This is a genomic window from Kitasatospora sp. NPDC003701 (assembly GCF_053587085.1).
Map to the genome: position 1 here is coordinate 1 of NZ_JBSFNM010000034.1, position 20,744 is coordinate 20,744.

A 20,744-nucleotide genomic window follows, 5' to 3' on the forward strand; every position below is an offset into this window, starting at 1 on the left:
ACACCACCCCTTTCTTCATCCGCCGAAGGGGGGTGGGGCACAAGGACGTTCCTTGTGCCCCACCGCCCTTCGGCATGTCGCGGGAGCGTCAGTCCGCGAGCCGGTACACCGGACTCTGCGGGTCGCCGGAGGAGGTGACCGCGGCGGAGCGGCCGAGGCGGACCAGGGACAGTCTCGCCGTCGCCTCGCGCAGTCCGGTCCCCGAGGCGATCTGGTCGAGTCGGCCATGACCGTGCTGGTCGAGCCAGCCCCGCACGGCATGGTCCGCATCGGTGTCCAGGCCCCGGGAGATCCAGTACAAGGTCAGCACGCTGGTCGCGAGGGCGACCAGCGCGACGGCGGTCGAACGGCCGGGGCCGCTGAGCGCGAAGACGACGGCTGCCGCAGCGAGGGCGGTGGTGCTCACGGAGGTGGCGAGGGCGGCGCAGTGCAGCTCGTGGCGTGTACGGGGCATGGTGATCAGGATTCCTCCTCGGGGATGGGGGCGTAGCGGGAGGTGCGGAAGAAGTTGCAGTCCGGGCGCGGTGGCCGGATGCGGCACGTGCGGCACGCTCCGGGTGCCGCTGGCCGGATGTGGTGGTGGCACACGGTCCGGCCGCCGCCATGGGCGCGGACCGGGTGGGCGACCACCAGCTCGTCCAGCGCGTCGGGCTCCACCCAACCACAGCGGTCCGCCGCGGGTGCAGAGCCGCCGGGACGGGTTCCGAGTGGAGCGATCAGGTATCGGTCGACGGGGGCGAGGAAGGCCAGCACAGCGAAGACCGCGCGGTGGCCGTCAGCGCCGGGCGGTCCGTAGGCGGTACCGAAGGCACGGCGGACGGCAGCGGGATCGAGGACGTCTCCGGACAGCTCGATCGGATGGGGCAAAGCGCCTCCGAAGGCGGTGGGTTGGACGCGGCACAGGCGTGCCGTGACTGCACGCCGGGCCGTTGGGCCCGGCGCTGCCGGTTCAGCGGTTCGGTCGGCGGAGGCGAGGCGGTCGGTCGCCGAGGGCGTCAGCGACGAGCGGGGGCATCGACCACAGCATCAGGAAGATGGACGCCAGTTGCAGAGCGGCCAGCAGGGCGCTGGCGGCCAGCAGCGGTCGGCCGGGCCACAGCAGCATCGCGTGCCGGAAGCTGGTGTACATAGCGCAGCCGGTCAGCCATTCAGCCGCCGAGATGCGGTGGAGCAGGCGGGCCTTGGCGCGGACAGAGCGCAGGGTGGAGATGGGCGTTCCCTTCGGGCGGGGGCAGGGGCGGTGTGGCGGGCGGGTGCTCAGCGGCCCGGGTGCTCGACGAGGGTGCGCAGGACGGAGAGGACCAGCTCGACGGGGGTGTGGCGGTCGAACCGGGCGCGCCAGCCGGGCTGGCGGGCGGTGCCGTCCAGGGAGATGGTCCAGGTGTCGGCGTGGGGGTTGTCCGGCTGGTAGCCCAGGTACACGCGGGTGCAGGGGGACGCGGCGTGCAGACCGCCGTCGGCGTCGATCACGTACGTCCAGCGGTTCTCGTACAGGAAGGAGTTCAGGTCGTTCGGGTTTCCCTCACCGAGGAGCCACTTGCGGCTCGGCACGGTGTCACCGGGGCGGAGGCTGGGGGCGGAGGGTGCAGACAGGACGACGGTCAGCGGGGTCACCTTCCTAGGCGGGGCACGGACTGAGGTCCATGTTTGCTTGGGAAGGGCCGGATCACATAGTCCCGTGAAGGGCTCCGTGCAGGTTGTCTGCCGCAGGCGAACGCGCCTGCGCCCGAACCGAATTGGTCCGGGCACAGGCGCGCGAATGTCCTGTCTCGATGACCCCTGCGGAGTCTTGGTGAGCCTGGCCGGTGGTGGTGGATAAGTCGCCGCACCGGGGCCTCTACGTCTGATCACCGTGGTCGTGTGGCGGCGTGTCAGCGTGTCCTGCGGATGGCGTCGGTAGCAGCCTTGGCGATGGCAACGGGAGCGCTGGAGGGCCGGGGCAGGTGAAGCAGGGTGGTCCCCGGCAAGTGGAGGGACTCCGCGGTGAGGGTGAGCTGGAGTACGGCGCAGCCGGCGGCGGTGAGCCGCTTGACGCGGGTGACGGCTTGGGCGGTTTCGTCGCTGCCGTACCGAGCGTCGGTGACGATCACGAGAAGGCGGCCGGCACCGGGGCGGCCGAGGTCGAGGCCGTGGTCGAGTGCGTCGATAGCATCGCCCAGGTTGTGACTGCCGCCGCGGGCGTTGAACGTCGTCACACGCTCCGGCGCCCGATGGGTGGGCCGGGTCAGGGCGGTCAGATGCCTGTCGTAGGCGACGGTGGCGGTGCGGGAGTCGGGGCCTGTCAGGGCCGCTGCGCGGGCCACGATCCAGGCAGCGGACGCGACGGGCCCGCAGGCGGCGCTCATAGAGCCGGAGACGTCCACCGCGATCCCCACCCGCAACGGCGGGGTGGCGGTGGAGCGGCGCCGGGTGTGGGTAAACGGCTCCGCGGTGGGCACCGACCCGGACGCGCGCTGGGCGTCGCGGGCGAGGGCGGCCCTCATGTTGAGGCGGCCGGGTGGGGTGGGGCTGGTGGTCCGCTCCTCGGTCCGTTCGCGGTAGGCAGCGGCACGGAGCGCGCGGCTCAGGTGCGCGGCGGCGGTCTGTTCGGCGGCGGTCGGCTTGCGGGTGCCGGTGATCGGGCTGGTGCGACTGGGTGTGCCGTCGGGGCTGACGGTGATGCCGCGGGGGTTGAAGACGGAGCGGGCGGTGGCGGCGGCCTTGCGTTGCCCGTCGGCCCGCTGGGCGCGGTCCTGGGCTTGTGCCTTGGCGTGTGCGGCCATGGCGTCGTCGGCGGCGAGTTGTGCCGCGAGGTCCGCACGGTCGTTGGCGGCCATGCTGTCCATGACGACCACCACGGCGCCGGACAGCAGATCGGTGAGGTCCTCTGGCGGGGCGGGCAGGGACGGTGCAGCAGCGTCCAGAGCCTCGCACCAGTCCTGGGCGTGCGCGAGCATGGTCGTGGCGTCGTGGTCGGCGCACCGATGGGCCGCAGTCCAGATGCCGGTAAGGGTGGCCAGCAGGTCCGCACCCAGGACCTGCTCGCACAGCTCGGCGACCGCCCGGGTCTCGCCCCCGTCCAGGATGCCGACGTCACGGCGACCGAGGATCAGGGCAGCCACGCTGGCGGCGTGCTCGATGCCCTGGAAACTCGGGTTGGCGATGTCGGGCATGACCAGCGTACGGGCGCTGGTGCGCAGGTACGTGCGGTCCATCGGACGCCTGGTCAGGTGGGCGCCTTCGACACGGCTCTCCTCCAGCAGGAGCGCGGCCTCCACGATCCGGGGGTGCGCGCCGGCCGGCTCCGTCCATACGGAGTGGGCGGCATGGGCGGCCTCGTGGACGAAAACTCCCCAGGCGGCGGGATACCTCTCTTCGTCGCCCACGATCCGCGGATGGACCTCGTGGGCCTGAAGAGGGTCGAACAGCGTGGCGTCGAACTCGACCTCCCCCAGGCCGGGGAAGTACGCGGCCGGCGCCCCCGAGCGGGTACCGGGGCGGCAGGTGACGAGCAGGTCCTGGCGGCCGGACAGAGCGACCAGCCGGTCGCCGAGCTCGGCACCCACGCGCAGCCACGCGGCCGGGGACGACCGGGGCTGTGCGGGCGGGGCGCCGTCATCGTCCCAGCGCGCGAGGTCGGCGTCGTCGTCGGGCGCGGTGGGGGAGGACTGGACGTGGTGGTGGGCACTCATCGCCGGCGGCCCCGGGACGCGGAGCCGGTACTGCCCGGGGGCTTCTGGGCAGCCGGAGCGGGCGCGGCGGAGAGCTGCCGACCGAGCGTGAGGGGCGCGACGTCCTTGATGCCGGCGATCTTCTTGACGGCTGCGGCGACGACGTCGCGGTCCTCAAGGGGTGCGATGCCGATCAGGTTTCCGAGCGCTGCCTTGAAGCCGAGGACGGACTCAGTCTTCTGGAAAGCAATCAGTTCCCGTAGCTGCGGCGCCCAGCCGAGTTCGCCGAGTTCGACCTGGTTGGCGAGGTGTCGGGCGACCCGGACCACCCGGCGATCGATTCGCAGCGCCTCGGCCAGGTCATAGTCCGTGCCGACCTGGATCTGCACGGAGAACCGGCTCGCGAGCGCATCGGTCAGCACGGCACCGTGCACGTTGGGGTTGTGCCCCGCGACCACGAAGAAGCCGGCCTTCGCCTCGATGGTCTCGCCCTTGTGCGCCTTGATCTGGACCTGCCTGCGTCCGTCCATCGCGGGATACAACGCCGCCAGCACCTTCGGTGAAATCAGCGTCGCGTCGTCGATCAGCAGTGCGCGGCCCTCGGTCATCGCGGTGACCAACGGACCGTACTGCCAGACATAGCCTCCGCCGTCATCGAGCGTGTACTCCCCGAGCAAGTCGCCCACGGTGGTGTCACCGTCGCCGGCGACGGTGATCAGGTCCGGGAACGCGGCCTCGACCAAGCTCGTCTTGCCGGTGCCCGGGGGGCCGTACAGCAGCACCGGGATGTCGGCGTCCCGCAGGCGCGCCAGCGCCTCGACGTCGGGAAGGTCGGCCAGCTGCCGCGGGTGGTAGAGCTGTCCCCCCGCGCGGCGGATCGGGCCGACGCTCTGCTTTGGTGTGCTCGGAGCAGGAACGGTCGTGCGGGCCGTGGCAGCGGCGGCACGGGGAGAGTGGGTGCCCGGTGGGCTGATCACCGCGGCTTGCGCGGCTGCTGCCGTCTTTGCGTTCGCGCGGAACTGCGGCCCGGCACCGGGTTGGTCGGCCTCGCCGCGTCGCACCAGGGTCGTGACCGCTTGCTGGACAGCGCCGTGGGAGTGGCCCAGCGTCTTGGCTATTTCCCCGATGGTGAGTTTGTCCGACGGCCGGTTGGCCAGCAGTTGGGCGACCTTGGCCCGTAGTTCGCCGGGCCTGGCGTGGGCTGGCTTGGCGGGCGGTCCGGGTGTGGTCAAGGCGATGATCCTTCAACGGGTGCGCGTGCGGGCGGGGTTGGCGATGTGCTGGGAAGGCGGGCTGCTGGCGGGTACGGGCGTGCCCGGCCGGGGTATGCCGTCGGCGAGCAGCTCGCTGACTGCCGAGCGGTCCCGTGCGTCGGGTCCGTGCCGGCCTCCGTCGCTGGGCAGGCGCAGCCAGGGGCCTCCTCGAAGCCGGCCTGGAGCAGGATCCGCCGGGCGTGGGCGTTGTACCTGGTGGTGGTGATCTCGCCCGTGCGGGGGTGCCGGATCGCGGCGAAGGGCTGGGCGGTGAGCCCTGTTGGAGCTGCCGCCTCGGTGTCGGCCGTGGTGAGTTGGTCGGCGAGTTCGTCCAGCGCCGGGGCGCCGGCCTTGACGTTGCCGACGGAGTCGAGGGGATGCGAGGTCAGGACTGCTCCGTGATGTGGTGGTCGGTTCGGGGGCTTGGGGGCGCCACTGATCCGCCGGTGCCCGTCAGCGCGGATCCGGGCGCGGACGGGCCGGTCCCGCTGGGCTGTAGTGCACGGTGGGCGTGGCAGGCGGGGGGGAGGGCGGGGGAAGGTATCGCAGGGCCGGGTGCGAGGCGATGCCGTGTGCCCGGGCCGCGGCCGTTCGCCCCACGGGGCCGTCACCGCTGCGGTCGGGGTGGAGGGGGGTGGCGCGGACGAGGTGCCGGAACTGCTCCGGGATCTGCTCCGCCTGCCGTGGCACGGGACGCAGCAGTGCTGCGGTGGCTGCGGTGAGCAGGTAGTCGGGTGCGCTTCGGCTGAACTCGACGGTCCACACGCCGGTACGCGCGGCGGCAGTGAGTACCGGGCCAGGGTCAGGGGCCGTGTCGGGCCAGGAGAGGGCGGCTCGACGGTCGGGTGCGGCGACCAGCCGGTACCCATCGCGGTTGAACCCGGACCAGCCGGAAGCCATCAGCAGCACGGTGGCCGTGTGGCCGGTGGCCGGTCCGGCGCCAGCGGTGTGCCCGGTCTCGGCTTCCTGAGCTGCTGTGATGAGGGCATAGGGGACTTCGGCAGGAGCGCGGTCGCAGAAGCGGACTGTCCAGCCGCCGGGTCCGGCCACTGTCCACTGCCGGGCCTGCCGGGTGAGGGCGAGCCCTTCTTGAGGGCTGATGAGGACTAGGTCGGCAGGGGCGTTGAACGGGCGGAACCAGCTGTGCTCGGAGGCGAGGAGGAAGACGATGTCGGTTTCCCCTGGCCCGGCGAGGTGGGCGGGGCGGACGAGGAGGTCGGGACGGGGCGGTGCGGCGGTGGACAAGAAGCGGGCAGCTCCATCAGGTTCGGACTCGGCGCGTGCTGGCGCCGGACGGGGCGGAAACGGTGGCTGGCGGGGAAGCGAGAACGGTGACGTCATGGGCGCTGCGGCCGGTGGCAGCCACCGCCCGGCTGGCGGGGATCGCAGTGAGGGTGCTCCAGCCCGCGCTGTGGCCGACGGCGCGCAGCGCCTGCTGGTAGGAGGGCAGCAATCGCCGGGCGACGGAGGCGGCGGCGCGGACGGGGTCGTCGGTGACCGCGACGCCGAACGGAACGGCGTAGTCCTGGACTTGGTGGGCGAGTCCGTGGCCGACGGGGACGAGGGCCGCCACAAGGTACTGGTGGGAGCGAAGGGGCCGTCGGACGACCACCAGGTCCAGGCCCGCCTGGTGGTTGACCTGGCCGACGCGGTCGTTGACGAAGTCGAGCAGCGCCCAGTGGGCGGTCCCCAGGTCCCACAGCCGGTCCATCAGGGCGTTGCGCTGAGCAGCGGTGGTGTTGCTGCGCAGGGAGGGGCTCCACGGGCCGGGCAGGCGCAGGGCCAGCGCTCGGGTGAAGTCGTCGATCGCTGTGGGGGTCAGCGGGTTCGCCTCCTCGGCGAGATCGGGTCGGGAGCGCCGGGAGGTAGTCAGGACGGCTGCGAGGCCAGGCCGCTGGCCAGCAGCTGGGACAGCCGCGGCAGCGTGAGAGCGGAGTCCAGGCGGCCGGCGGCGAAGTACACCGGCATGCCGCTGGTCCCGGTGTCGCCGGGGCGGGCGAGGCTGTACCCGACCCGGGCGCCCATCTCGTCGGTGCGCCAGCGCAGCAGGACACCGTCGGCGTCCAGGGCGGCGGCGTACTCCTCGACGGTGCGGGCGCCGGCCAGGGCATGGCGCATGCGCTGCTGGAGCCAGACGCGGGACGGCTGGTCCCAGCCCTGCTGCTCGGCCTTGATGATCTCGGCGGTGGTGGGGAAGCTGGTCGTGGCGCGGTCGCCCTGGCCGATGAGGCGCAGGCCCCACTCGGCCTCGATCGCCCGGCACTCGGCCTGGGCCCGGGTCGAGTCGCGGTGCATCGCCGGACGCGAGCCGTCCGGCAGCACGCTGATCCCGGCGATGTGGATGTGGTGGACGGCGTGGCGCACCGCCACCCACCGACACCCTGGACCCTGGGCGGGGGCGAGCCCGGTGGCGGCGACGATCCGTCGAGCCACCTGGGCCCACTGGTCGTCGGTGAGCAGCGGATCCTCGGGGGCGGTACGCACCGAGCAGTGCCACACCCTGCTGGGCGGCATCTTGCCGAGCTCGGCGGCACGAAGCTGGGCGTGCTGATCCAGCCGGGCAGCCAGTCGGCCGACGGTGGCGCCCGGGTCACGGCCGGGGTCGGGGGCCCCGTGCCGGTCCCAGGCAGCGACCAGGTGCGGGTCCTCGTGCTCCTCGCGCCGACCGGGGCCGTAGAGGTAACTGAGCAGCGGGCGAGGCGTGTTGCCGGTGGAGATGTCGGGGATCACGCCGCCTCCAGCACGGCGTCGAGGGCGGCATAGGTCCGCTCGGCGAGACCGGAGAGCAGTGTCAGCGCCTCTTGCCCCCGTTCGGGGTCGGGGACGGTATCGGTGAGGGTGCGCAGCTCGCCGGCCAGGCGGTCGAGCGCTTCGGCCAGCGGTCGGCGGGGGTCCGTGTCGGGTCGGCCGACGGGCCCGTCGGCCAGGGCGGCGGCCAGCGCGGCGTTGGCGATGAAGCCGGAGTCCGTCAGATGTTCGCGTGCCGCGCGCTCGCGGATGGCCGCGAGCGCGGTCGGGGTCAGGCGCACGGACTTCTGCGCGGTGCGGGGCTCGCTGGTGCGCGGGCGGCGGCGCGCCTGCTGAACTTCGGTGGAAATGGGCGTTCCTAGGGGCAGGGCCGTCACCGGGTGCGGGGGCGGGTGGCGGTCGTATCGGGAGAGTGGGGCGAGACCGCGACTGCGGACGCGGCGGGGCCTGCTGCGGCGGAGGGGCTGGTGGCGCGGGCGGCGGCGCTGCGCGGGCTGGATGCGGGCGCGACCTCGACGGGTGGGAGCGGGTTGTCCGGATCGCCGGCACGCCGGGTCCACTCGTAGGCGGCGTCCCGGTCGGGGAAGCCTCCCTCCCGCAGGGTGTACGTGCGGGCGAGGTAGTCGACGTCCTCGAAGAACACCCGGACGGGGTGCAGTCCGGGCTCCGGCCGCTGGTCCTCGGCGATGATCCAGGTGCTGAAGTCGTAGATGAGGTCTTCGTTAGCGCTCGGTGGTCCGCCTGCGGCGTGGGCGGGGTCCAGGACGACATCGGAGGTGTACGAGTTCGCGAACCAGTACCGGTCTCCGGTCAGGGCGAGCCGCCGCTCCAGGTCGCGGCTGGGCTGGTCGGTGGTCGGCAGTCCCTCGTCGCGCGGCGTCACCTGGTCGAGGTCGGCGCCGCGGGAGACGAGCCAGTTCTGCGCGAGCGCCACGATCGGTGCCCGCTCGTACTCCAGCCGGAACGTTCCTGCGCCGAGGTCGCGCTGGACGTGGATTCCGGCGAGCTGGTCCGAGCCGGGGATATCCCAGGTCATCGTGCCGTCGTGCACGACGAGGTAGGAGTCGGTCAGCAGCGGCGTGTGCGGGTTGGCGGTGTGCTGCGCGGCCAGGACGCCGATGTTCCGCTCGTAGGCGAACTCCCACCACCTGCGCTTGTCCTCCTCGGTGTGGGCTTCGAGCTCTTCGACCTTGAGGGCCTCGTCAATGGCGAGGAGCGGCTCGGTCACGTCGGTGATGGGGTTCTCCGGTGCTGGGGGCGGATGCGAGGGCGGGTGCGGGGGTGGGGCTGGAGTGGACAGCGCCGCGGGCGTTGGCTGCGGTGGCGCGATCGGGCGGCGGCGCGGCGGGGGCGGCGCGCTGGTAGGCCAGGACGGTGTGCTCCAGCGTGTCGAGGCTCTGGGCGTACCGGATGCCGAGGACCTCTAGGTCCATGGCGCCCAGCCGCAGCACGCCGTTGGTGTCCACGCCGCGGTGGTTGCCGCAAGACAGCGGGAGCAGGCGGTCGCGGATGGAGGCGGCTTTCGCGCGAATCTGGTCGTCCAGGAGGTCGACCTGGCGGGCCAGGAGGTCGACGTGGTCGGCCAGTTCGCGGTGTGCACCTTCCTCGTCGCGGTGGCGGCGCCGCAGGTCCGAGGAGGACACGTCCAGGTGGTGCCGCACCAGGCGCTGGCCGGCGAGGAGTGGGTTGCCCTCGGCGTCGTAGTACGGCCCGGTGTCCCAGGGGCTGGTCAGGTCGTGGTCCCTTCGTCGGGCAGGCAGATGTTCATCGGCTCCGTGGCCGCGCGGCATTCGCCGGGACAGCGGTCGCCGAAGTCGCCTCGCCGGGCGGGCGGCGGGCGCGGGGGGAGGCGGCGCGCTGCCGGGTCGTCTTCGCCGCCGCGGCGGGCACCGGTGCGGGTGCGGGGACGAAGGGGGGCAAGGTCTCGTAGACCTCGATGAGGGACGTCACCGATCGGTGCAGCTCGGTTCGGCGGGCGGCGAGCAGGTCGATAGCCGGCGCGGTGTTGTGGAGAACGCCGTTGATGGCGGGCAGGTCGGCCTCGTGGCCCTCGACGATGCGCTGCAGGTCACCGCGCAGGGCCGTCGCCAGGCACACGATGCGGGCCTGCACGTCGTCCAGGCGCCGCGCCTCGGACGCGAGTTGGTCGGCGACGGCGCCGTGGACCGTGACGGTTCCGGCGCCGGGAAGACGGCGCGGGTGCTCGACCTGCAGGCGGGTGCACACCAGGCGGGTGCCGAGGTCGACGTTTCCGGCCTTGCGCGGCCTCCACTCCTGGACGGGCCGCCCGGCGCGCGGCTCGGGGGTCACCGGTGCTCCAGGTCAGCGGAGTTGATGATGGACAGGCCGGCTTCGACGGCGGCCTCCAGGCCGTCGGCGACGGGAACGCCGGCAGTGGCCAGGCGCTGGGGCGAGTGGAGGCCGCTGGTGTGCAGGACTGGGACCGCGCCGACGGACAGGGCGGCGAGCGCGTCGTCGACCGTGTCGCCGATCACCAGGGTGCGGGCCGGGTCGGTGGCAGCACCGAGGGCGGCGATGTGCAGGGCCATGGCGGGGGCCTTGCTGCCGACGACCGGTTCGTGGCGGCCGTCGATCCGGTCAAGGAGTCCGGTGATGCCGGTCTTGCCGACTTCGGTCAGCAGCCGGTCGTGGAGGGACAGGGACAGCAGGCTCTGCCGGATTCCGCGGGCGCGCAGCCGCAGCAGCAGGTCACGGGTGCCGGGCTGCAGCCGCACGGGGTGCTGGGCGAGTTCGCGCTGGAAGGCCGCGTCGGCGTCGTGCCACTGCTGGTCGGTGAGGGTGCGGTCGAGCAGGGCGTCGTAGAAGTCCCGGATCGGGGTGCGGTGTTCGGCGCGGTAGCGCTCCAGGGTGATCGGGTCGCTGCCCAGGTCGGGCAGTGTCGTGTTGAGCGCGTCGAGGTGGTCCTGGACATCGTCGCGCAAGGTCCCGTTCCAGTCCCAGATGATGGTGACGGGGGCGGTCGAGTGGTGCAAGAAGGCTTCTCCGGAGACAAGTTGAAGGTGGGGCTGGCGTGCGCCGATCCGCTGGCAGTTGAGAGCTGTGGGTGCCGGGCGGGTCAGCGGCGCAGGGAGAGGGTCAGTGCGGCTGCGGCGGCGCTCGTCAGGGTGAGCGCGGCGACGGGGACGGGGCCGTTGGCCGAGAGTTGCCCTGCCAGGGCGGTTCCGGTGGCGCCGCCGAGGCCGATGACGGCGACCAGCCAGGCCGCGGCCTCGGTGGCGGTGCCCAGGGGCGCGAGCCGGTCTCCCAGACGGAATGCCTCGGCCAACCACGGGGCGAGGAAGAGACCGGGCAGAGCGGCGGCGGCCACCGCGAGCGCCGGCTCGGGCGTGAGCAGGAACAGCGCGAACGGCACGGCGAAGCGCACGCTGACCGTTCGCAGCAGCTGGTCGGTGGGGGCGCTGTGCGCGATCCGGGCCCAGACGATGCCGCCGAGAAGGCTGCCCAGGGAGAGGGCGGCCGGCAGTGCCCCGGCGAGCCAATCGGTGCCGTGGCGGTCGGCCGCGGTCAGGGCGTAGACGTTGAACGACCCCAGGCTCGCGCCCAGGAGCGCGGCGGCTCCCAGTAGGACGAGCAGGCCGGGCGAGCGCAGCGGCCCCAGCCAGTGGGCCGACCGACGCGCGGAGCTGCGGGACCGGGCCGGGCGGCGGGAGGCGACCAGAGCCGTGCCGGCCAGGCCGAGGACGGCGCAGACGTGCAACGCCGCAGCGGGTGAGAAGAGTTGGCACAGGACCGTGACCAGGGCGGGCCCGGCGACGTACACCAGCTCCTGGGCGGTGGCGTCCAGGGCGAAGGCCGCCTGCTGGTCCTGCGGGGCGACCAGGCGCGGCCACATCGCCCGCAGCCCGGCCTCCAGCGGCGGTGTGGCCAGACCGGCGACCGCGACCAGGGCGCACGAGAGCGCGGGGTTGCGGCCGGTGCCGAGGACGGCGAGTGCAGCGAACGCGCTGCCCGCGACGGCCGCTGCGGCAAGGGCGACGCCCGCCAGACGGCGGCGGTCGACGGCCCGGCCGAGCAGGGGTTGGCCGACGGCGGAGCTCAGGGCGTAGAGCGCGGCCAGCATCGCTCCCATCGCCGTCCCCGCGTGGTCGGCGCGGGCGGCGAGCAGCAGGGCGAGCGGGGCCATCGCGGTGGGTAGCCGTCCCACCAGGGTGGCGGTGAGCAGCACGGTGACGTGCGGGGTGCGAAGGACGCTGCGGATCGGGCGGTCGGGGCCGGGCCGCCGGGTGGTGGCGGTGGGTGTAGTGGTCAGGGCGGGGCTTCCGGTCGAGGGCGGGATGGCGGTCAGCGGCGGGGGCCGGCGGCGGCGCTGTGCAGGAGGGCCGGGGGCTGCGGGCTGGGGGCGTGGGAGAAGTGGATCCGCAGGGTGTCGCGGTGCAGGTTGGCGGCAGCGGTCCGCGTGCTGGCAGGGCGGGGGGCCGCGACCACCGTGACGTTGCGGCTCGAGGCCGCGGCGACGGAGGAGGAGGCCGCGCGCTGGCCGGATGCCGGGCGGGCGGTAGCGGGCAGGTGCCGATCCGCCCAGCCCGACAGCTCGCGAACCATCGCGCCGGTGTGCATGCCAGCCTCGCTGATCGCCCACCGGTAGGACCTCGGTGTGCCGCTGCGCGAGATCAGGCCCTGCTCGGCCAACACCGACAGGCGGTGGTGCAGCACGCCCGAGCCACCGACGGGGAGCCGCTCCGCGAGCTGCGGGACCGTCAACGGTTCGCTCGCCACCAGCTCGAACAGCACGGACCCGGTGTGGGGGCTGGCGAACAGGCTCATGGCGTCGTCGGTGGCCTCGGGTGCCGCCAGGTCCCCGCGTCCGACCAGGTGCCGGTCCGCCCAGGCCAGGGCGGCGGCGTGGACCGGCCCCAGGGCCCGACCGGCGTCGGTGAGCGCCAGCTCGTACCGGTGGCTGCCGGGGAGGGGCAGACGGGTGATGGTGCCCGCCCGTTCCAGCAGACCGGTCACCTTGTGCAGGCTCCCCGCCGGGATCGGCGTGGCGTCCACGATCTCGGCCGGACGCAGCGGGCCGGAGGAGCCCAACGTGCGCAGCACGCGGGTCGACCAGCGGGTGGAGATCCCCTCGGCGGTCAGCTGGGCGCGGTCCAGGACGGTGGCGGTGGCGGATGCGGGCATGGCGAACTCCGATGTGGCAGTGGGCGTGTCGGGTGTCAGCGCCGGACGGCAGCTGGCGGGAGGGCGGCGGGTGCGGCGACCACGGTGGGCGGGGCGCCGCTGGGGGAGGCGGCGACAGCCTGGGCCGGTGAGGGCCGGCCGGTAGAGGCGGCGAGGGCAGCCTGGAACCTTGCCGGCATGCCGGACCGCGGGGCCTCCTGCGCGGCGGCCTGCTTCAGCCGTTCGGCCTGCAGCCGCTCGGCCGCCGTCTTGTAGACGGCGATGTTGAAGCGCCGCCCGACCGCGACCAGGTGGATGCCGAGCAGGCGGCGGGGGTTGTTCGGTGCGCGGTGCTCGGTGTAGACGAGCCTGTAGGCGTTTCGGTCGTCGAGGTAGAGCTTGCGGGCATCGCGCAGGTCGCGGTCGCCCTGCTGGTCGAGCAGCGGCCCGCGGACCTCGGCGCGAAGCAGCCGGTCCAGGTATTCCAGCGCCAGGTCCCGTACGTCCGCCGGTGCGTCCAGTAGGTCGGCGAGCGCCTCCGGGTGGGCGGAGAAGCCCACCGGAGGACTGCTCGGCCGCTGCTCGCTCACCGCACTGCCCGCCGCCCGGCGGGTACCGGGACGGCTGCGGGGGCGGCCTCGGCGCCGGTGCCCTTGGCGGGCACGGCGGTGGTGCGGGCGCGTGCCGCCTGCGCCTGCGGGCTGTAGACCACGGTGGCCGCGCCCTGGGCGACGGGCGGTAGCGCGGCACGGCGGTGCTCCAGCCACTGCTGGACTTCCTGCGGGCTGGAGAAGCTTCCCTCGCGCAGGGTGTAGCCGCGCTCCGGGTCGCCGGCCTCCAGCTGGAGCAGGAACGGGGCAGCGGCACCGGCCGAGGTGGTGTCGCGCAGCATCACCCACGTCTCGCCGGGCTCGACAGCGTGCTCGACCTGCTCGTAGCGGGCGTGGTCGGAGATGAACCGGGCGGCGACCGTGGCGCTGCGCTCGTCGACCGGGGAGCCGGAGTGCCCGGCGCGGTGGAGGAAGGCACCGACATCAGCGCCCCGGGCGACCAGCCACGCCGCAGCGATGGTGAAGGTGGGGGCCTGGCGGGTGCTCAGGGTGAAGGTGCCGTCGGCGCCGTAGCGCAGGTGCGCGGCGAGCGCGGGCTGGTCGCTCCCCTGGTAGGCGGTGAGGTCCTCGAACAGCAGGAAGTTGTCGCTGCCGGGCTCGGGATCGTCGGGGTCGGTCTCGATGAGGAGGTCGTAGACCCCTTCGGCATCCAGGAAGTGCTGCTGGGCACGGGCGGAGGCGGGGTCCGCGGGCTGCCACTCGGGCAGGCTGAGGTCGGGCATGTCGGCCTCCGATCAGGTCGAGGTGGGGAGGGTGAGGGAGTCAGGGTCGGTCAGCGCCGGGTGCTCCAGCAGGCGGTGGCTAACGTGCCCGGCGGAGCTGGTGCACGCCCCGAAGGGACCGTCGGCGCCGCGCAGCTTCGTCAGCGCCGGTTCCAGGTGGTCGCGCTGCCACGCGCTGGGTCCGTTGGCCCCCGACTCGGGGTCGATCGCGGCCTGCCAGGCGAGCCAGAGGGCGTGCAGCCGCGCCACGGCCTCGGGGTGCTCAGGCCAGCGCACGCACCACGGCCGACTCGCCGTGGTTTCGGGTCCGTAGATCTTCGAGAAGATCTCGTCGACCCACGGGACCATGAGTTCGACCTCTTTTGCAGTAGGCCGGGTCCTCGAAGGCGACGATGAACATGGGCTCGGCGACGGGGGCGTCGTCCTCGGGCTCCAGCGCGGTCGACATGGTGGCCAGCTGCTCGGCCTGCGCGTCGAAGCCGGCCGCCAGGGCGGTGAGCTTCGCGGACAGGGCCTCGATCTGGGCGCCGCTGTAGCCGGAGTTCGGCTCGGCGCCCTCGTCGGGCTCGGATGCGGTCAAGGGAGGAAGAGACCTTTCGGTGCGGTCGCGGGGTCGTGAGACAAGATTCCGCCGCGATCGGCCGGACGCATCCGGCCGATCGTGCGGTATAAGCGCGCCCGGCTCACCGCCGCCCGCCGCAGCAGGCGGCGGCGAGGAGACCGGGGGCGTCGAGCAGCTGCATCGCGGCAGCCGCCTGCTGGCGGACCACCCCGTTGCCGAGAGCGGTCAGCTGGGCCGAGCGCGACAGCCCGGGAACGCCGGTGACGTGGCCGACATCGAGGCCCATGATCCATTCGACGAACTCGGGGGCGAGGCGACCGTTGCCGTCGACAGGCTCAGGAGCAGGCCGGGTGGCCGCCTCCCATCGGGCGACAGCCGAGGCGTAGGGGCCCCACCGGCTCACTCCTCCGGAACCCGGTCCCACAGCGGCAGCAGGACCGCCGACAGCGGCGGCCGGAACCCCTGCCCCGCCCGGCGCCCCGGCGTCCCGGTGTCCGAGGCCCGCGGCGTGGGCAGCAGCTGCGCCGCCGCCGATGGGAGCGTCAGATCCCCTTTGCTCCCACGGGAGTTCGGGCCCCCGTGCGTCCCGTCGCTGGCCTTCGGGGTGGGTAGTAGCAGGTGCTCCACCTCGTCCGAGAGGTTCGGGCCGTGGCCGCCCGACCGGCGCTTGTCCGGGTGCTGGCTGCCGCCGATCTGCCCGAGGTTGCTCGTCGGAGTCTTGAGCAGAGCCACCGTGTGCCCCAGGTCGGCCCTCCAGGCATCCGGGCCCTTCGCATCGCGCGCCCGCGGGGTCGGCAGGCCCGGAGCTGCCGGGCCAGGCCACGAGGAAGAGGCGCTCCCTGCGGTGAGGGGCACCGACGGCTGCCGCGGATAGCAGCGTCCACCGCGCATCCATCCCGAGGTTGGCCAGACTTCCGAGTACCGCGCCAAGTGCCCGCAGAGGAGGCTCACCTCCGCTGTCTCCCAGATCGCACCAGCCGCACTCCAGGTCGCCATCGGCTGGCGCGGCAGCGGCTGCGCTGAGGATTCCGCGTACGTTTTCAATGATCACCAACTTCGGCTTGAGGGCGTCGATCGCGTCGGCGATGGTCAGCCACAGTCCGGAGCGGGTGCCCTCCATCAGGCCGGCGCGCTTTCCGGCGACCGACAGGTCCTGGCAGGGGAAGCCTGCTGTCAGGACGTCGATCGGGGGGACGCTCGACCAGTCAACTGCAGTGATATCGCCAAGGTTTGGCGTCTCTAGGCCAGTGGTGGGCGAGGATCTGCGCGGCGGAGGGGTTCATCTCGGCGTGCCAGACGACCTCGCCGCCGAGCACGGCCTGCACCCCCATGTCCAGGCCGCCGAAGCCGGAGCACATCGACCCGATCTGCGGCCCCTCGCGGTTGGGTGCCTTCATCGGCGCGCCCCGGCGCGGGCGCTGGCGGCGCGGCTGGGCGGCGCGACGACGACCACGGCGTCGGCCCCGGCCGCCTTCTGGGCGGTGCTGGGCTGGGCGGGCTTGGCGGTCACGGCGGCCGAGCGGACCATGCGGAAGGCTGCGTCGCCGGTGAACGCCTTGAGCAGCTCGGGCTCCGGGCCGGTCAGGTGCTCCGCGGCCTCCCGCAGCTTCCAGACGGCCTCGTCGAGGACCTCCTGTCCGGCGGAGAGCGACTTGAAGTAGGCCAGGCGGTGCGGCGAGGCGTAGGCGGGCCCGGGGGTGAGACGGATGAGCGTGGCGGAGACGACCGCGGGCTGCAGGCGCAGGATCGCCTTGGCGTTCAGCAGCCCGGCGTAGGCGTAGGCCACCGTGCACCGCCGCCAGGCGATGTCCTCGGGCTTGGTGGAGTCGAGAGCGACGGTGTCGTACTCGTCGGTGGAGTTGGCCAGCAGCGTCTGCTGCACCTGGGTCATCCCCGTCAGTACCGCGTCGAGGCGGACGGTCTGGGGATCGCGGTAGGTGTACAGGCGCCACAGTTCCTCGCGGAAGGCGTGCAGGTTGCCGGCGGTGCCGAGCAGCCACTGGGACTGGGTCTCGATGGTGCTGGAGGTCATGGTGGGGGTCCTGGGTTTCAGCGGCGCGGCTTGGCGGAGCTGCGGGGTAGGGCGGCGGCGGGAGTGGGCTCGGCCGAGCGGCCGGTGAAGGCGCGGCGCAGCCGCTGCGGCAGGGTCAGCGCAGCACGCTGGCGGGCCGCGGCGGGCAGATGGGAGATCCCGGCGGACGGGAGGCGGTCAGCCTCGTTCCGCAGCTCTCGTGCTGCGGCGCCGAGTTGGTGCCGAGCGGCGGCGTAGACCTGGCGCGGGTCTACCGGCTGCGCGTCGGGCATCGCCCACACATCCGCGGTGACGGAGTGCTGGAAGAGTTGCGCGAGATGCCGCGTCGCCTCCGTGACCCGGGTGTGCGCTCCGGCGAGGGCGATGGCGGTCCGCCGGGCGGCGCTCGTGGCGGAGGGGTCGAGCGGGATGCTGTTGGCGTAGTCGGCGGCGCCGAGCGCGCTGCTCTGCACGAACTGGAGGGCGCCGAGCTGCTGGGCGACGACGCGGGCGTCCGGGACGCCGGGGTCGGCGGCGAGGGGGCCGGGCAGTCCGTTGGCCAGTGCCTCGGCCTGGTCGGCTACCAGGCGAAGGCGCTTCTGGTAGTCGACGGGGGTCGGTGCGGGGTCGGGGGTAGGCATGGCGGGCTCCGTACGGTGAAGGGGCGGTCGGGCGGTTTGCGCCGTGTCAGGGACGGCGGAACGGCAGGACGGCCGCAGTTGGAGGTGTGCTGGGGGAGGCGGCAGGCGGCGAGGCCACGATCAGGAGATGCCGTGTCCGCTGCCGGGCTGCGCCGGGGCGCGGCTCGTGCTCGCCGGCGGCGGGCGGCATCGGCGCAGATTCCGGTGCGGACGGGTCGGCGAAGGCGACGGCGGCCGGAGGCAGCGGCACGTTCGGCCAGGGCGGCCCTGCGGTGATGGCCGCGCTGGCGGCGAGGAGATCGGCCGACAGGGCCCGCAGGCCAAGCTGTGTGCTCTCCAGCCCCTGGGCGACGATGCCCTCCAGGACGTCGAACTGCCGGGCGTTGAGAGGGGCGATATCGGAGTCCCAGAGGTGGGCCGCGGCCTCCAGGGTCTCCCCGAGGACTGCGCCGACCAGTCCCAGGCGGGCAGCCGCCCAGGCGAACACGAGCGCGCCGGTGCGGGCGGCGCCCTGCTCGGGTGACGCCTGGTTGAAGCGGGCAGCGCTGGCGGCAGCGTGCCGTTGCAGCGCGAGCACGTCCTGGAGCTGCTCGGCGACATCGACGGGTTCGGAAGGCCCGGGTCGCCCCGCCGCCGCCTCCTGGGCGCCGGATGCCATGCTCCGCAGGAGCCGCCCCACCTCGTGCTGGTCGCCGGTCATCGGCGGCTCCGGGACGTGGGCTGAGCGACCGGCTGGGCAGGCGGGGGGTCGGCGGTGGAGGCGGCGATCCGGGAGGCGAAGCCGAGGACTTCATGGTGGCCGAGATCGGCCTCCTTCTCGGCTTCGGTCAGGGCCGCCACCGCGGCCTTGTGGCGGCGCTGCTGCAGCGACTCGGCCGCACTGCGCGGGGCACCGCGCTCGGTCAGGGCGCACTTGACGGACAGGTCGAGGGCAACGCCGAGATGCCGGGTGATCGTGGCAGAGCGGACGGCCGCTGCCGCGTAGGCGCTGGCCAACTGCGGTTCAGCGGCTTTGTCGGCGGAAAGCTGCCGGCACTGGCGCTCGAAGACGAGGGCCTGGGCCATCCGTTCCGAGACGGCGGCGGGGTCGGGTGCCAGTTGGCCGGGCCCAGGTGGCGCGCCTGTGACGCGGCCGAGCAGTCGCAGCATCCCGGCGACGGTGGGCAGGTCGCGGATGGAGGTGTGGGTTGTGCTGGTCAGGGTGACTCCGGGGTCAGCGGCGTCGGCCGGCCGCGTGCTGCTGGTCGGCGGGGCGCGTGGGAGGGGCGGCGATGATGCGGGCCCCGCGGTCGGCAGAGCGCGCGACGGCCGCCGGGCCGCGCCCGGACGGTGTGGTGAGCGACAACCGGGTCGCCTCGGCGCGTAGTTGCTCCACGGTCTCGCGGATGGCGATGCGGGTGTGGGAGAGGGAGTGGTTGACGTGCCGGGTGGCGCGCTCGCGGGTCTCCTCGGCGGCTGGGCCGCCGACGCCTTCGACTTCGTGCAGTCGGGCGGCCATGGCGGCGCCGCGGCTGATCGCAGCGCCCGCCCGAGCCAGCCGTTCGGCTGCCGCGGCGAGCGCTCGGGCCTCGACCCGCTCGGCCGTGGCCGGGTGTGGGCGCGCGGCCAGGACGACGGCGGTGTCCAGGACGGAGCGGCGGTGCTCGTCGATCGCGTCGGCGTGACCGGCCAGTTCGGGCAGGTCCGGCACGCCCTCCTCGCGGTAGGCGCGGGGAAGCGCGGTCTCCAGCGCCTCGGCGTGGTCGGCCGCAGCGCGCAGCCGCTGGGCGGCGCTGGAGTTGGGGACAGGTAGGGGCATGAGGTCTCTGCTCGGGAGTCAGCGGCGTGGAGGGGAGGGTTCGGCGGCGGGCCGGGCGGATCGGTCCGGCCCGACGGCGGTAGTGCGGGTGGCTGCTTGGCGGCGGGCGCCCAGGACAATGGGCCCGCGCCTCTCCGGACCGGTGGACCCGAGGGCGGCTCGGTGGCGCTGCTGCAGCCGGTCGGCGGGCTCCAGGGCGCGCAGCGAGTCGCCGAGGAGGGTGCCGGCGGAGACGGAGGCGTCCAGCGCCAGGACCCGGACGATCCCCGCGGAGGTGGCCGAGGCGCGCAGGAGCGAGGCTCGCAGGACGCGTTCGGCCCAGTAGTCCGGATCTCCCGGCATGCCCGGTGCCAGCAGGCTCCGGACCTGTTCGACCGTGGTTGTCCCGGAGGCCAGGGCTCCGCGCCGCTGCACCTCCCACAGGGCGGTGAGCTCGTCCACGGGCTCGCCGCGGTGCGCCAGGGCGGTCAGGGCCTGGTAGACCGCGCCGTGCTCCGGGGCTATGAAGTCGCTGTCGGTCAGCCAGGTGGCGGTCTCGCTGATCCGGGCAGGCGATTCGATCAGCGCGGCCAGCAGCATGCGCTCGTTGTCGCGGGCTGCCGATGCGGCGCGTCCGGATCGGAGGCCGGCCTGGGCGTCCGGCGCGGGCAGCGGCTTCGTCGATCGGACGTCGATGGTTCCCCAGGCCGTCGTGAGCTGGTCGATCACCGTGTGCAGCGCGGCCGTCAGGTCGATGGTGGAGCGGACGGAGCCGCTCTCGGCGGCGGCCAGTAGCCGGTGGGCGTGCTGCTCCAAGGCCCGGCGCACCGCGGTCTCCAGCACCATCCGCCCGTACGCGGCGGCGTGGTCCGCCTCCGGGCACGCCGAGATCAGCGACTGCCCGTAGCTGGCGCTGAAGCCCGGGATGGTGCGCGAGCCTGACGCCATCGCCCGCAGCGCCCAGTCGCGGTGCTGGTCGCTGGTGGTCGGCAGCGGTGTCTCGTCGCGCTGGGCGAGCAGGACCGCGAAGAACTGACCGTGCGCCGGGCGCAGGAAGTGCCGGGGTTCCAACCAGCTCCGCAGCGAGTCCAGTTGGCCGGGAACGAGGAGGCAGGCACCGAGTACCGCCTGCTCGGCCTCCAGCTGCGGGCTGAGGCCAGGGCTGTCGACGCTCACGGGCGCCGCCCGGGTGAGGCGGGGGGAGCGAGGAGCGCAGCGAGGGCCTCCAGGTCGCGTGTGAGGGCGTCGTCCTCGATCGGGACGTGGCCCAGGCCGACGGTCAGGTGCCAGCGCCCGTCGATTCGCGAGATCGGAAGGGAGGGCGGTGCGTCGGTGTATGCGCCGGAGCGGGGGCGCGGCGGCACGGCGGGAGGTAGCAGAGGAGGGTGCACTGTGAACAAGTCCGTTACGAGTCGCGGAGGTTGGTGGGATGGTCGAGCGAGGAAGAACTCAGCGGCCTGAGCTGCGGCGGCGGGGCGCGGGGAGGGGCCGCGGAGGTTCGATCGGGGCCCGCCTGCCGACGCAGAGCGCCTGGCGGACAGCGGCCTGCCGCGCGGCGTAGCGGGAGAGCGCGGACTGGTAGGCGGCCCAGGCGCCGGGCCCGGACGACCGGTCCGGTACGACGGGCGGGCGGTCAGGAGTGCGGTCG

General features: G+C 73.7%; 30 protein-coding genes and 1 pseudogene. All 31 read right to left on the reverse strand.

Annotation, left to right across the window (positions count from 1 at the left end; all coding sequences use genetic code 11):
- Positions 1-88: 88 nt before the first annotated feature.
- The gene (locus tag ACWDRR_RS27185; RefSeq protein WP_449774868.1) at positions 89-454 is read right to left on the reverse strand and encodes a hypothetical protein; all 366 of its coding nucleotides are present in this window, start codon (positions 452-454) and stop codon (positions 89-91) included.
- Between the two features lie 5 nt (positions 455-459).
- Positions 460-867, reverse strand: coding sequence for a hypothetical protein (locus ACWDRR_RS27190; protein WP_449774869.1), 408 nt, complete (start codon positions 865-867; stop codon positions 460-462).
- 82 nt (positions 868-949) lie between these two features.
- Entirely contained in the window at positions 950-1,129 is a 180-nt protein-coding gene (locus tag ACWDRR_RS27195) for a hypothetical protein (RefSeq protein WP_449774870.1), read from the reverse strand.
- A gap of 128 nt (positions 1,130-1,257) precedes the next feature.
- Complete coding sequence (locus ACWDRR_RS27200; RefSeq protein ID WP_449774871.1) at positions 1,258-1,551, reverse strand: DUF317 domain-containing protein; 294 nt, start codon at positions 1,549-1,551, stop codon at positions 1,258-1,260.
- Between the two features lie 320 nt (positions 1,552-1,871).
- Positions 1,872-3,671, reverse strand: a complete 1,800-nt coding sequence (locus tag ACWDRR_RS27205) for a hypothetical protein (protein WP_449774872.1) — start codon at positions 3,669-3,671, stop codon at positions 1,872-1,874.
- Entirely contained in the window at positions 3,668-4,882 is a 1,215-nt protein-coding gene (locus ACWDRR_RS27210; RefSeq protein WP_449774873.1) for an AAA family ATPase, read from the reverse strand. The genes ACWDRR_RS27205 and ACWDRR_RS27210 overlap by 4 nt, the downstream gene beginning before the upstream one ends.
- On the reverse strand, positions 4,879-5,154 hold the full coding sequence (locus ACWDRR_RS27215) for a hypothetical protein (RefSeq protein ID WP_380384109.1): 276 nt from the start codon (positions 5,152-5,154) through the stop codon (positions 4,879-4,881). Before ACWDRR_RS27215 ends, ACWDRR_RS27210 begins: the two co-directional genes overlap by 4 nt.
- 202 nt (positions 5,155-5,356) lie before the next feature.
- Positions 5,357-6,148 (reverse strand): hypothetical protein, encoded by a 792-nt coding sequence (locus ACWDRR_RS27220; RefSeq protein WP_449774960.1) that lies wholly within the window; start codon positions 6,146-6,148, stop codon positions 5,357-5,359.
- Between the two features lie 16 nt (positions 6,149-6,164).
- Positions 6,165-6,614 (reverse strand): hypothetical protein, encoded by a 450-nt coding sequence (locus ACWDRR_RS27225; RefSeq protein ID WP_380383962.1) that lies wholly within the window; start codon positions 6,612-6,614, stop codon positions 6,165-6,167.
- Positions 6,615-6,772: 158 nt separating this feature from the next.
- Positions 6,773-7,633: a relaxase/mobilization nuclease domain-containing protein gene (locus tag ACWDRR_RS27230; RefSeq protein ID WP_449774874.1), complete on the reverse strand. Its 861-nt coding sequence runs from the start codon at positions 7,631-7,633 to the stop codon at positions 6,773-6,775.
- A complete protein-coding gene (locus tag ACWDRR_RS27235; protein ID WP_380383967.1) occupies positions 7,630-8,028 on the reverse strand; it encodes a plasmid mobilization protein in 399 nt (132 codons plus the stop codon). Before ACWDRR_RS27235 ends, ACWDRR_RS27230 begins: the two co-directional genes overlap by 4 nt.
- On the reverse strand, positions 8,025-8,879 hold the full coding sequence (locus ACWDRR_RS27240; RefSeq protein WP_449774875.1) for a hypothetical protein: 855 nt from the start codon (positions 8,877-8,879) through the stop codon (positions 8,025-8,027). The genes ACWDRR_RS27235 and ACWDRR_RS27240 overlap by 4 nt, the downstream gene beginning before the upstream one ends.
- Positions 8,854-9,441 (reverse strand): hypothetical protein, encoded by a 588-nt coding sequence (locus tag ACWDRR_RS27245; RefSeq protein ID WP_449774876.1) that lies wholly within the window; start codon positions 9,439-9,441, stop codon positions 8,854-8,856. Before ACWDRR_RS27245 ends, ACWDRR_RS27240 begins: the two co-directional genes overlap by 26 nt.
- Entirely contained in the window at positions 9,416-9,961 is a 546-nt protein-coding gene (locus ACWDRR_RS27250) for a hypothetical protein (protein ID WP_449774877.1), read from the reverse strand. Before ACWDRR_RS27250 ends, ACWDRR_RS27245 begins: the two co-directional genes overlap by 26 nt.
- The gene (locus ACWDRR_RS27255; RefSeq protein WP_380383976.1) at positions 9,958-10,644 is read right to left on the reverse strand and encodes an HAD family hydrolase; all 687 of its coding nucleotides are present in this window, start codon (positions 10,642-10,644) and stop codon (positions 9,958-9,960) included. The genes ACWDRR_RS27250 and ACWDRR_RS27255 overlap by 4 nt, the downstream gene beginning before the upstream one ends.
- 83 nt (positions 10,645-10,727) lie before the next feature.
- Positions 10,728-11,837 carry an MFS transporter gene (locus ACWDRR_RS27260; RefSeq protein ID WP_449774878.1) on the reverse strand — a complete coding sequence of 370 codons (1,110 nt, stop codon included), beginning with the start codon at positions 11,835-11,837 and terminating at the stop codon, positions 10,728-10,730.
- Between the two features lie 116 nt (positions 11,838-11,953).
- The gene (locus ACWDRR_RS27265; protein ID WP_380383981.1) at positions 11,954-12,793 is read right to left on the reverse strand and encodes a winged helix-turn-helix transcriptional regulator; all 840 of its coding nucleotides are present in this window, start codon (positions 12,791-12,793) and stop codon (positions 11,954-11,956) included.
- 35 nt (positions 12,794-12,828) lie between these two features.
- Entirely contained in the window at positions 12,829-13,362 is a 534-nt protein-coding gene (locus ACWDRR_RS27270) for a hypothetical protein (protein ID WP_449774879.1), read from the reverse strand.
- Positions 13,359-14,105: a hypothetical protein gene (locus tag ACWDRR_RS27275; RefSeq protein WP_449774880.1), complete on the reverse strand. Its 747-nt coding sequence runs from the start codon at positions 14,103-14,105 to the stop codon at positions 13,359-13,361. Before ACWDRR_RS27275 ends, ACWDRR_RS27270 begins: the two co-directional genes overlap by 4 nt.
- A gap of 12 nt (positions 14,106-14,117) precedes the next feature.
- Positions 14,118-14,453 carry a DUF4913 domain-containing protein gene (locus ACWDRR_RS27280; RefSeq protein ID WP_380383990.1) on the reverse strand — a complete coding sequence of 112 codons (336 nt, stop codon included), beginning with the start codon at positions 14,451-14,453 and terminating at the stop codon, positions 14,118-14,120.
- On the reverse strand, positions 14,368-14,685 hold the full coding sequence (locus ACWDRR_RS27285; RefSeq protein WP_380383993.1) for a hypothetical protein: 318 nt from the start codon (positions 14,683-14,685) through the stop codon (positions 14,368-14,370). The genes ACWDRR_RS27280 and ACWDRR_RS27285 overlap by 86 nt, the downstream gene beginning before the upstream one ends.
- Before the next feature lie 103 nt (positions 14,686-14,788).
- Entirely contained in the window at positions 14,789-14,953 is a 165-nt protein-coding gene (locus tag ACWDRR_RS27290; RefSeq protein WP_380383996.1) for a hypothetical protein, read from the reverse strand.
- 113 nt (positions 14,954-15,066) lie between these two features.
- The gene (locus tag ACWDRR_RS27295; RefSeq protein ID WP_380383999.1) at positions 15,067-15,399 is read right to left on the reverse strand and encodes a hypothetical protein; all 333 of its coding nucleotides are present in this window, start codon (positions 15,397-15,399) and stop codon (positions 15,067-15,069) included.
- Between the two features lie 145 nt (positions 15,400-15,544).
- Positions 15,545-15,886: pseudogene (locus ACWDRR_RS27300) on the reverse strand (DNA cytosine methyltransferase); the annotation flags it as partial.
- Positions 15,873-16,064: a hypothetical protein gene (locus ACWDRR_RS27305; protein WP_449774881.1), complete on the reverse strand. Its 192-nt coding sequence runs from the start codon at positions 16,062-16,064 to the stop codon at positions 15,873-15,875. The pseudogene ACWDRR_RS27300 and the gene ACWDRR_RS27305, both read right to left, overlap by 14 nt.
- Positions 16,061-16,699 (reverse strand): hypothetical protein, encoded by a 639-nt coding sequence (locus ACWDRR_RS27310; RefSeq protein WP_449774882.1) that lies wholly within the window; start codon positions 16,697-16,699, stop codon positions 16,061-16,063. The genes ACWDRR_RS27305 and ACWDRR_RS27310 overlap by 4 nt, the downstream gene beginning before the upstream one ends.
- 17 nt (positions 16,700-16,716) lie before the next feature.
- A complete protein-coding gene (locus ACWDRR_RS27315) occupies positions 16,717-17,319 on the reverse strand; it encodes a hypothetical protein (protein ID WP_380384005.1) in 603 nt (200 codons plus the stop codon).
- A 46-nt stretch (positions 17,320-17,365) separates the two neighbouring features.
- Positions 17,366-18,019 carry a hypothetical protein gene (locus ACWDRR_RS27320; RefSeq protein ID WP_449774883.1) on the reverse strand — a complete coding sequence of 218 codons (654 nt, stop codon included), beginning with the start codon at positions 18,017-18,019 and terminating at the stop codon, positions 17,366-17,368.
- Complete coding sequence (locus tag ACWDRR_RS27325) at positions 18,016-18,468, reverse strand: hypothetical protein (RefSeq protein ID WP_449774884.1); 453 nt, start codon at positions 18,466-18,468, stop codon at positions 18,016-18,018. The genes ACWDRR_RS27320 and ACWDRR_RS27325 overlap by 4 nt, the downstream gene beginning before the upstream one ends.
- Positions 18,469-18,532: 64 nt before the next feature.
- A complete protein-coding gene (locus ACWDRR_RS27330) occupies positions 18,533-19,117 on the reverse strand; it encodes a hypothetical protein (RefSeq protein ID WP_449774885.1) in 585 nt (194 codons plus the stop codon).
- An 18-nt stretch (positions 19,118-19,135) separates the two neighbouring features.
- Complete coding sequence (locus ACWDRR_RS27335; protein ID WP_449774886.1) at positions 19,136-20,272, reverse strand: DnaB-like helicase N-terminal domain-containing protein; 1,137 nt, start codon at positions 20,270-20,272, stop codon at positions 19,136-19,138.
- Positions 20,273-20,744 lie beyond the last annotated feature (472 nt).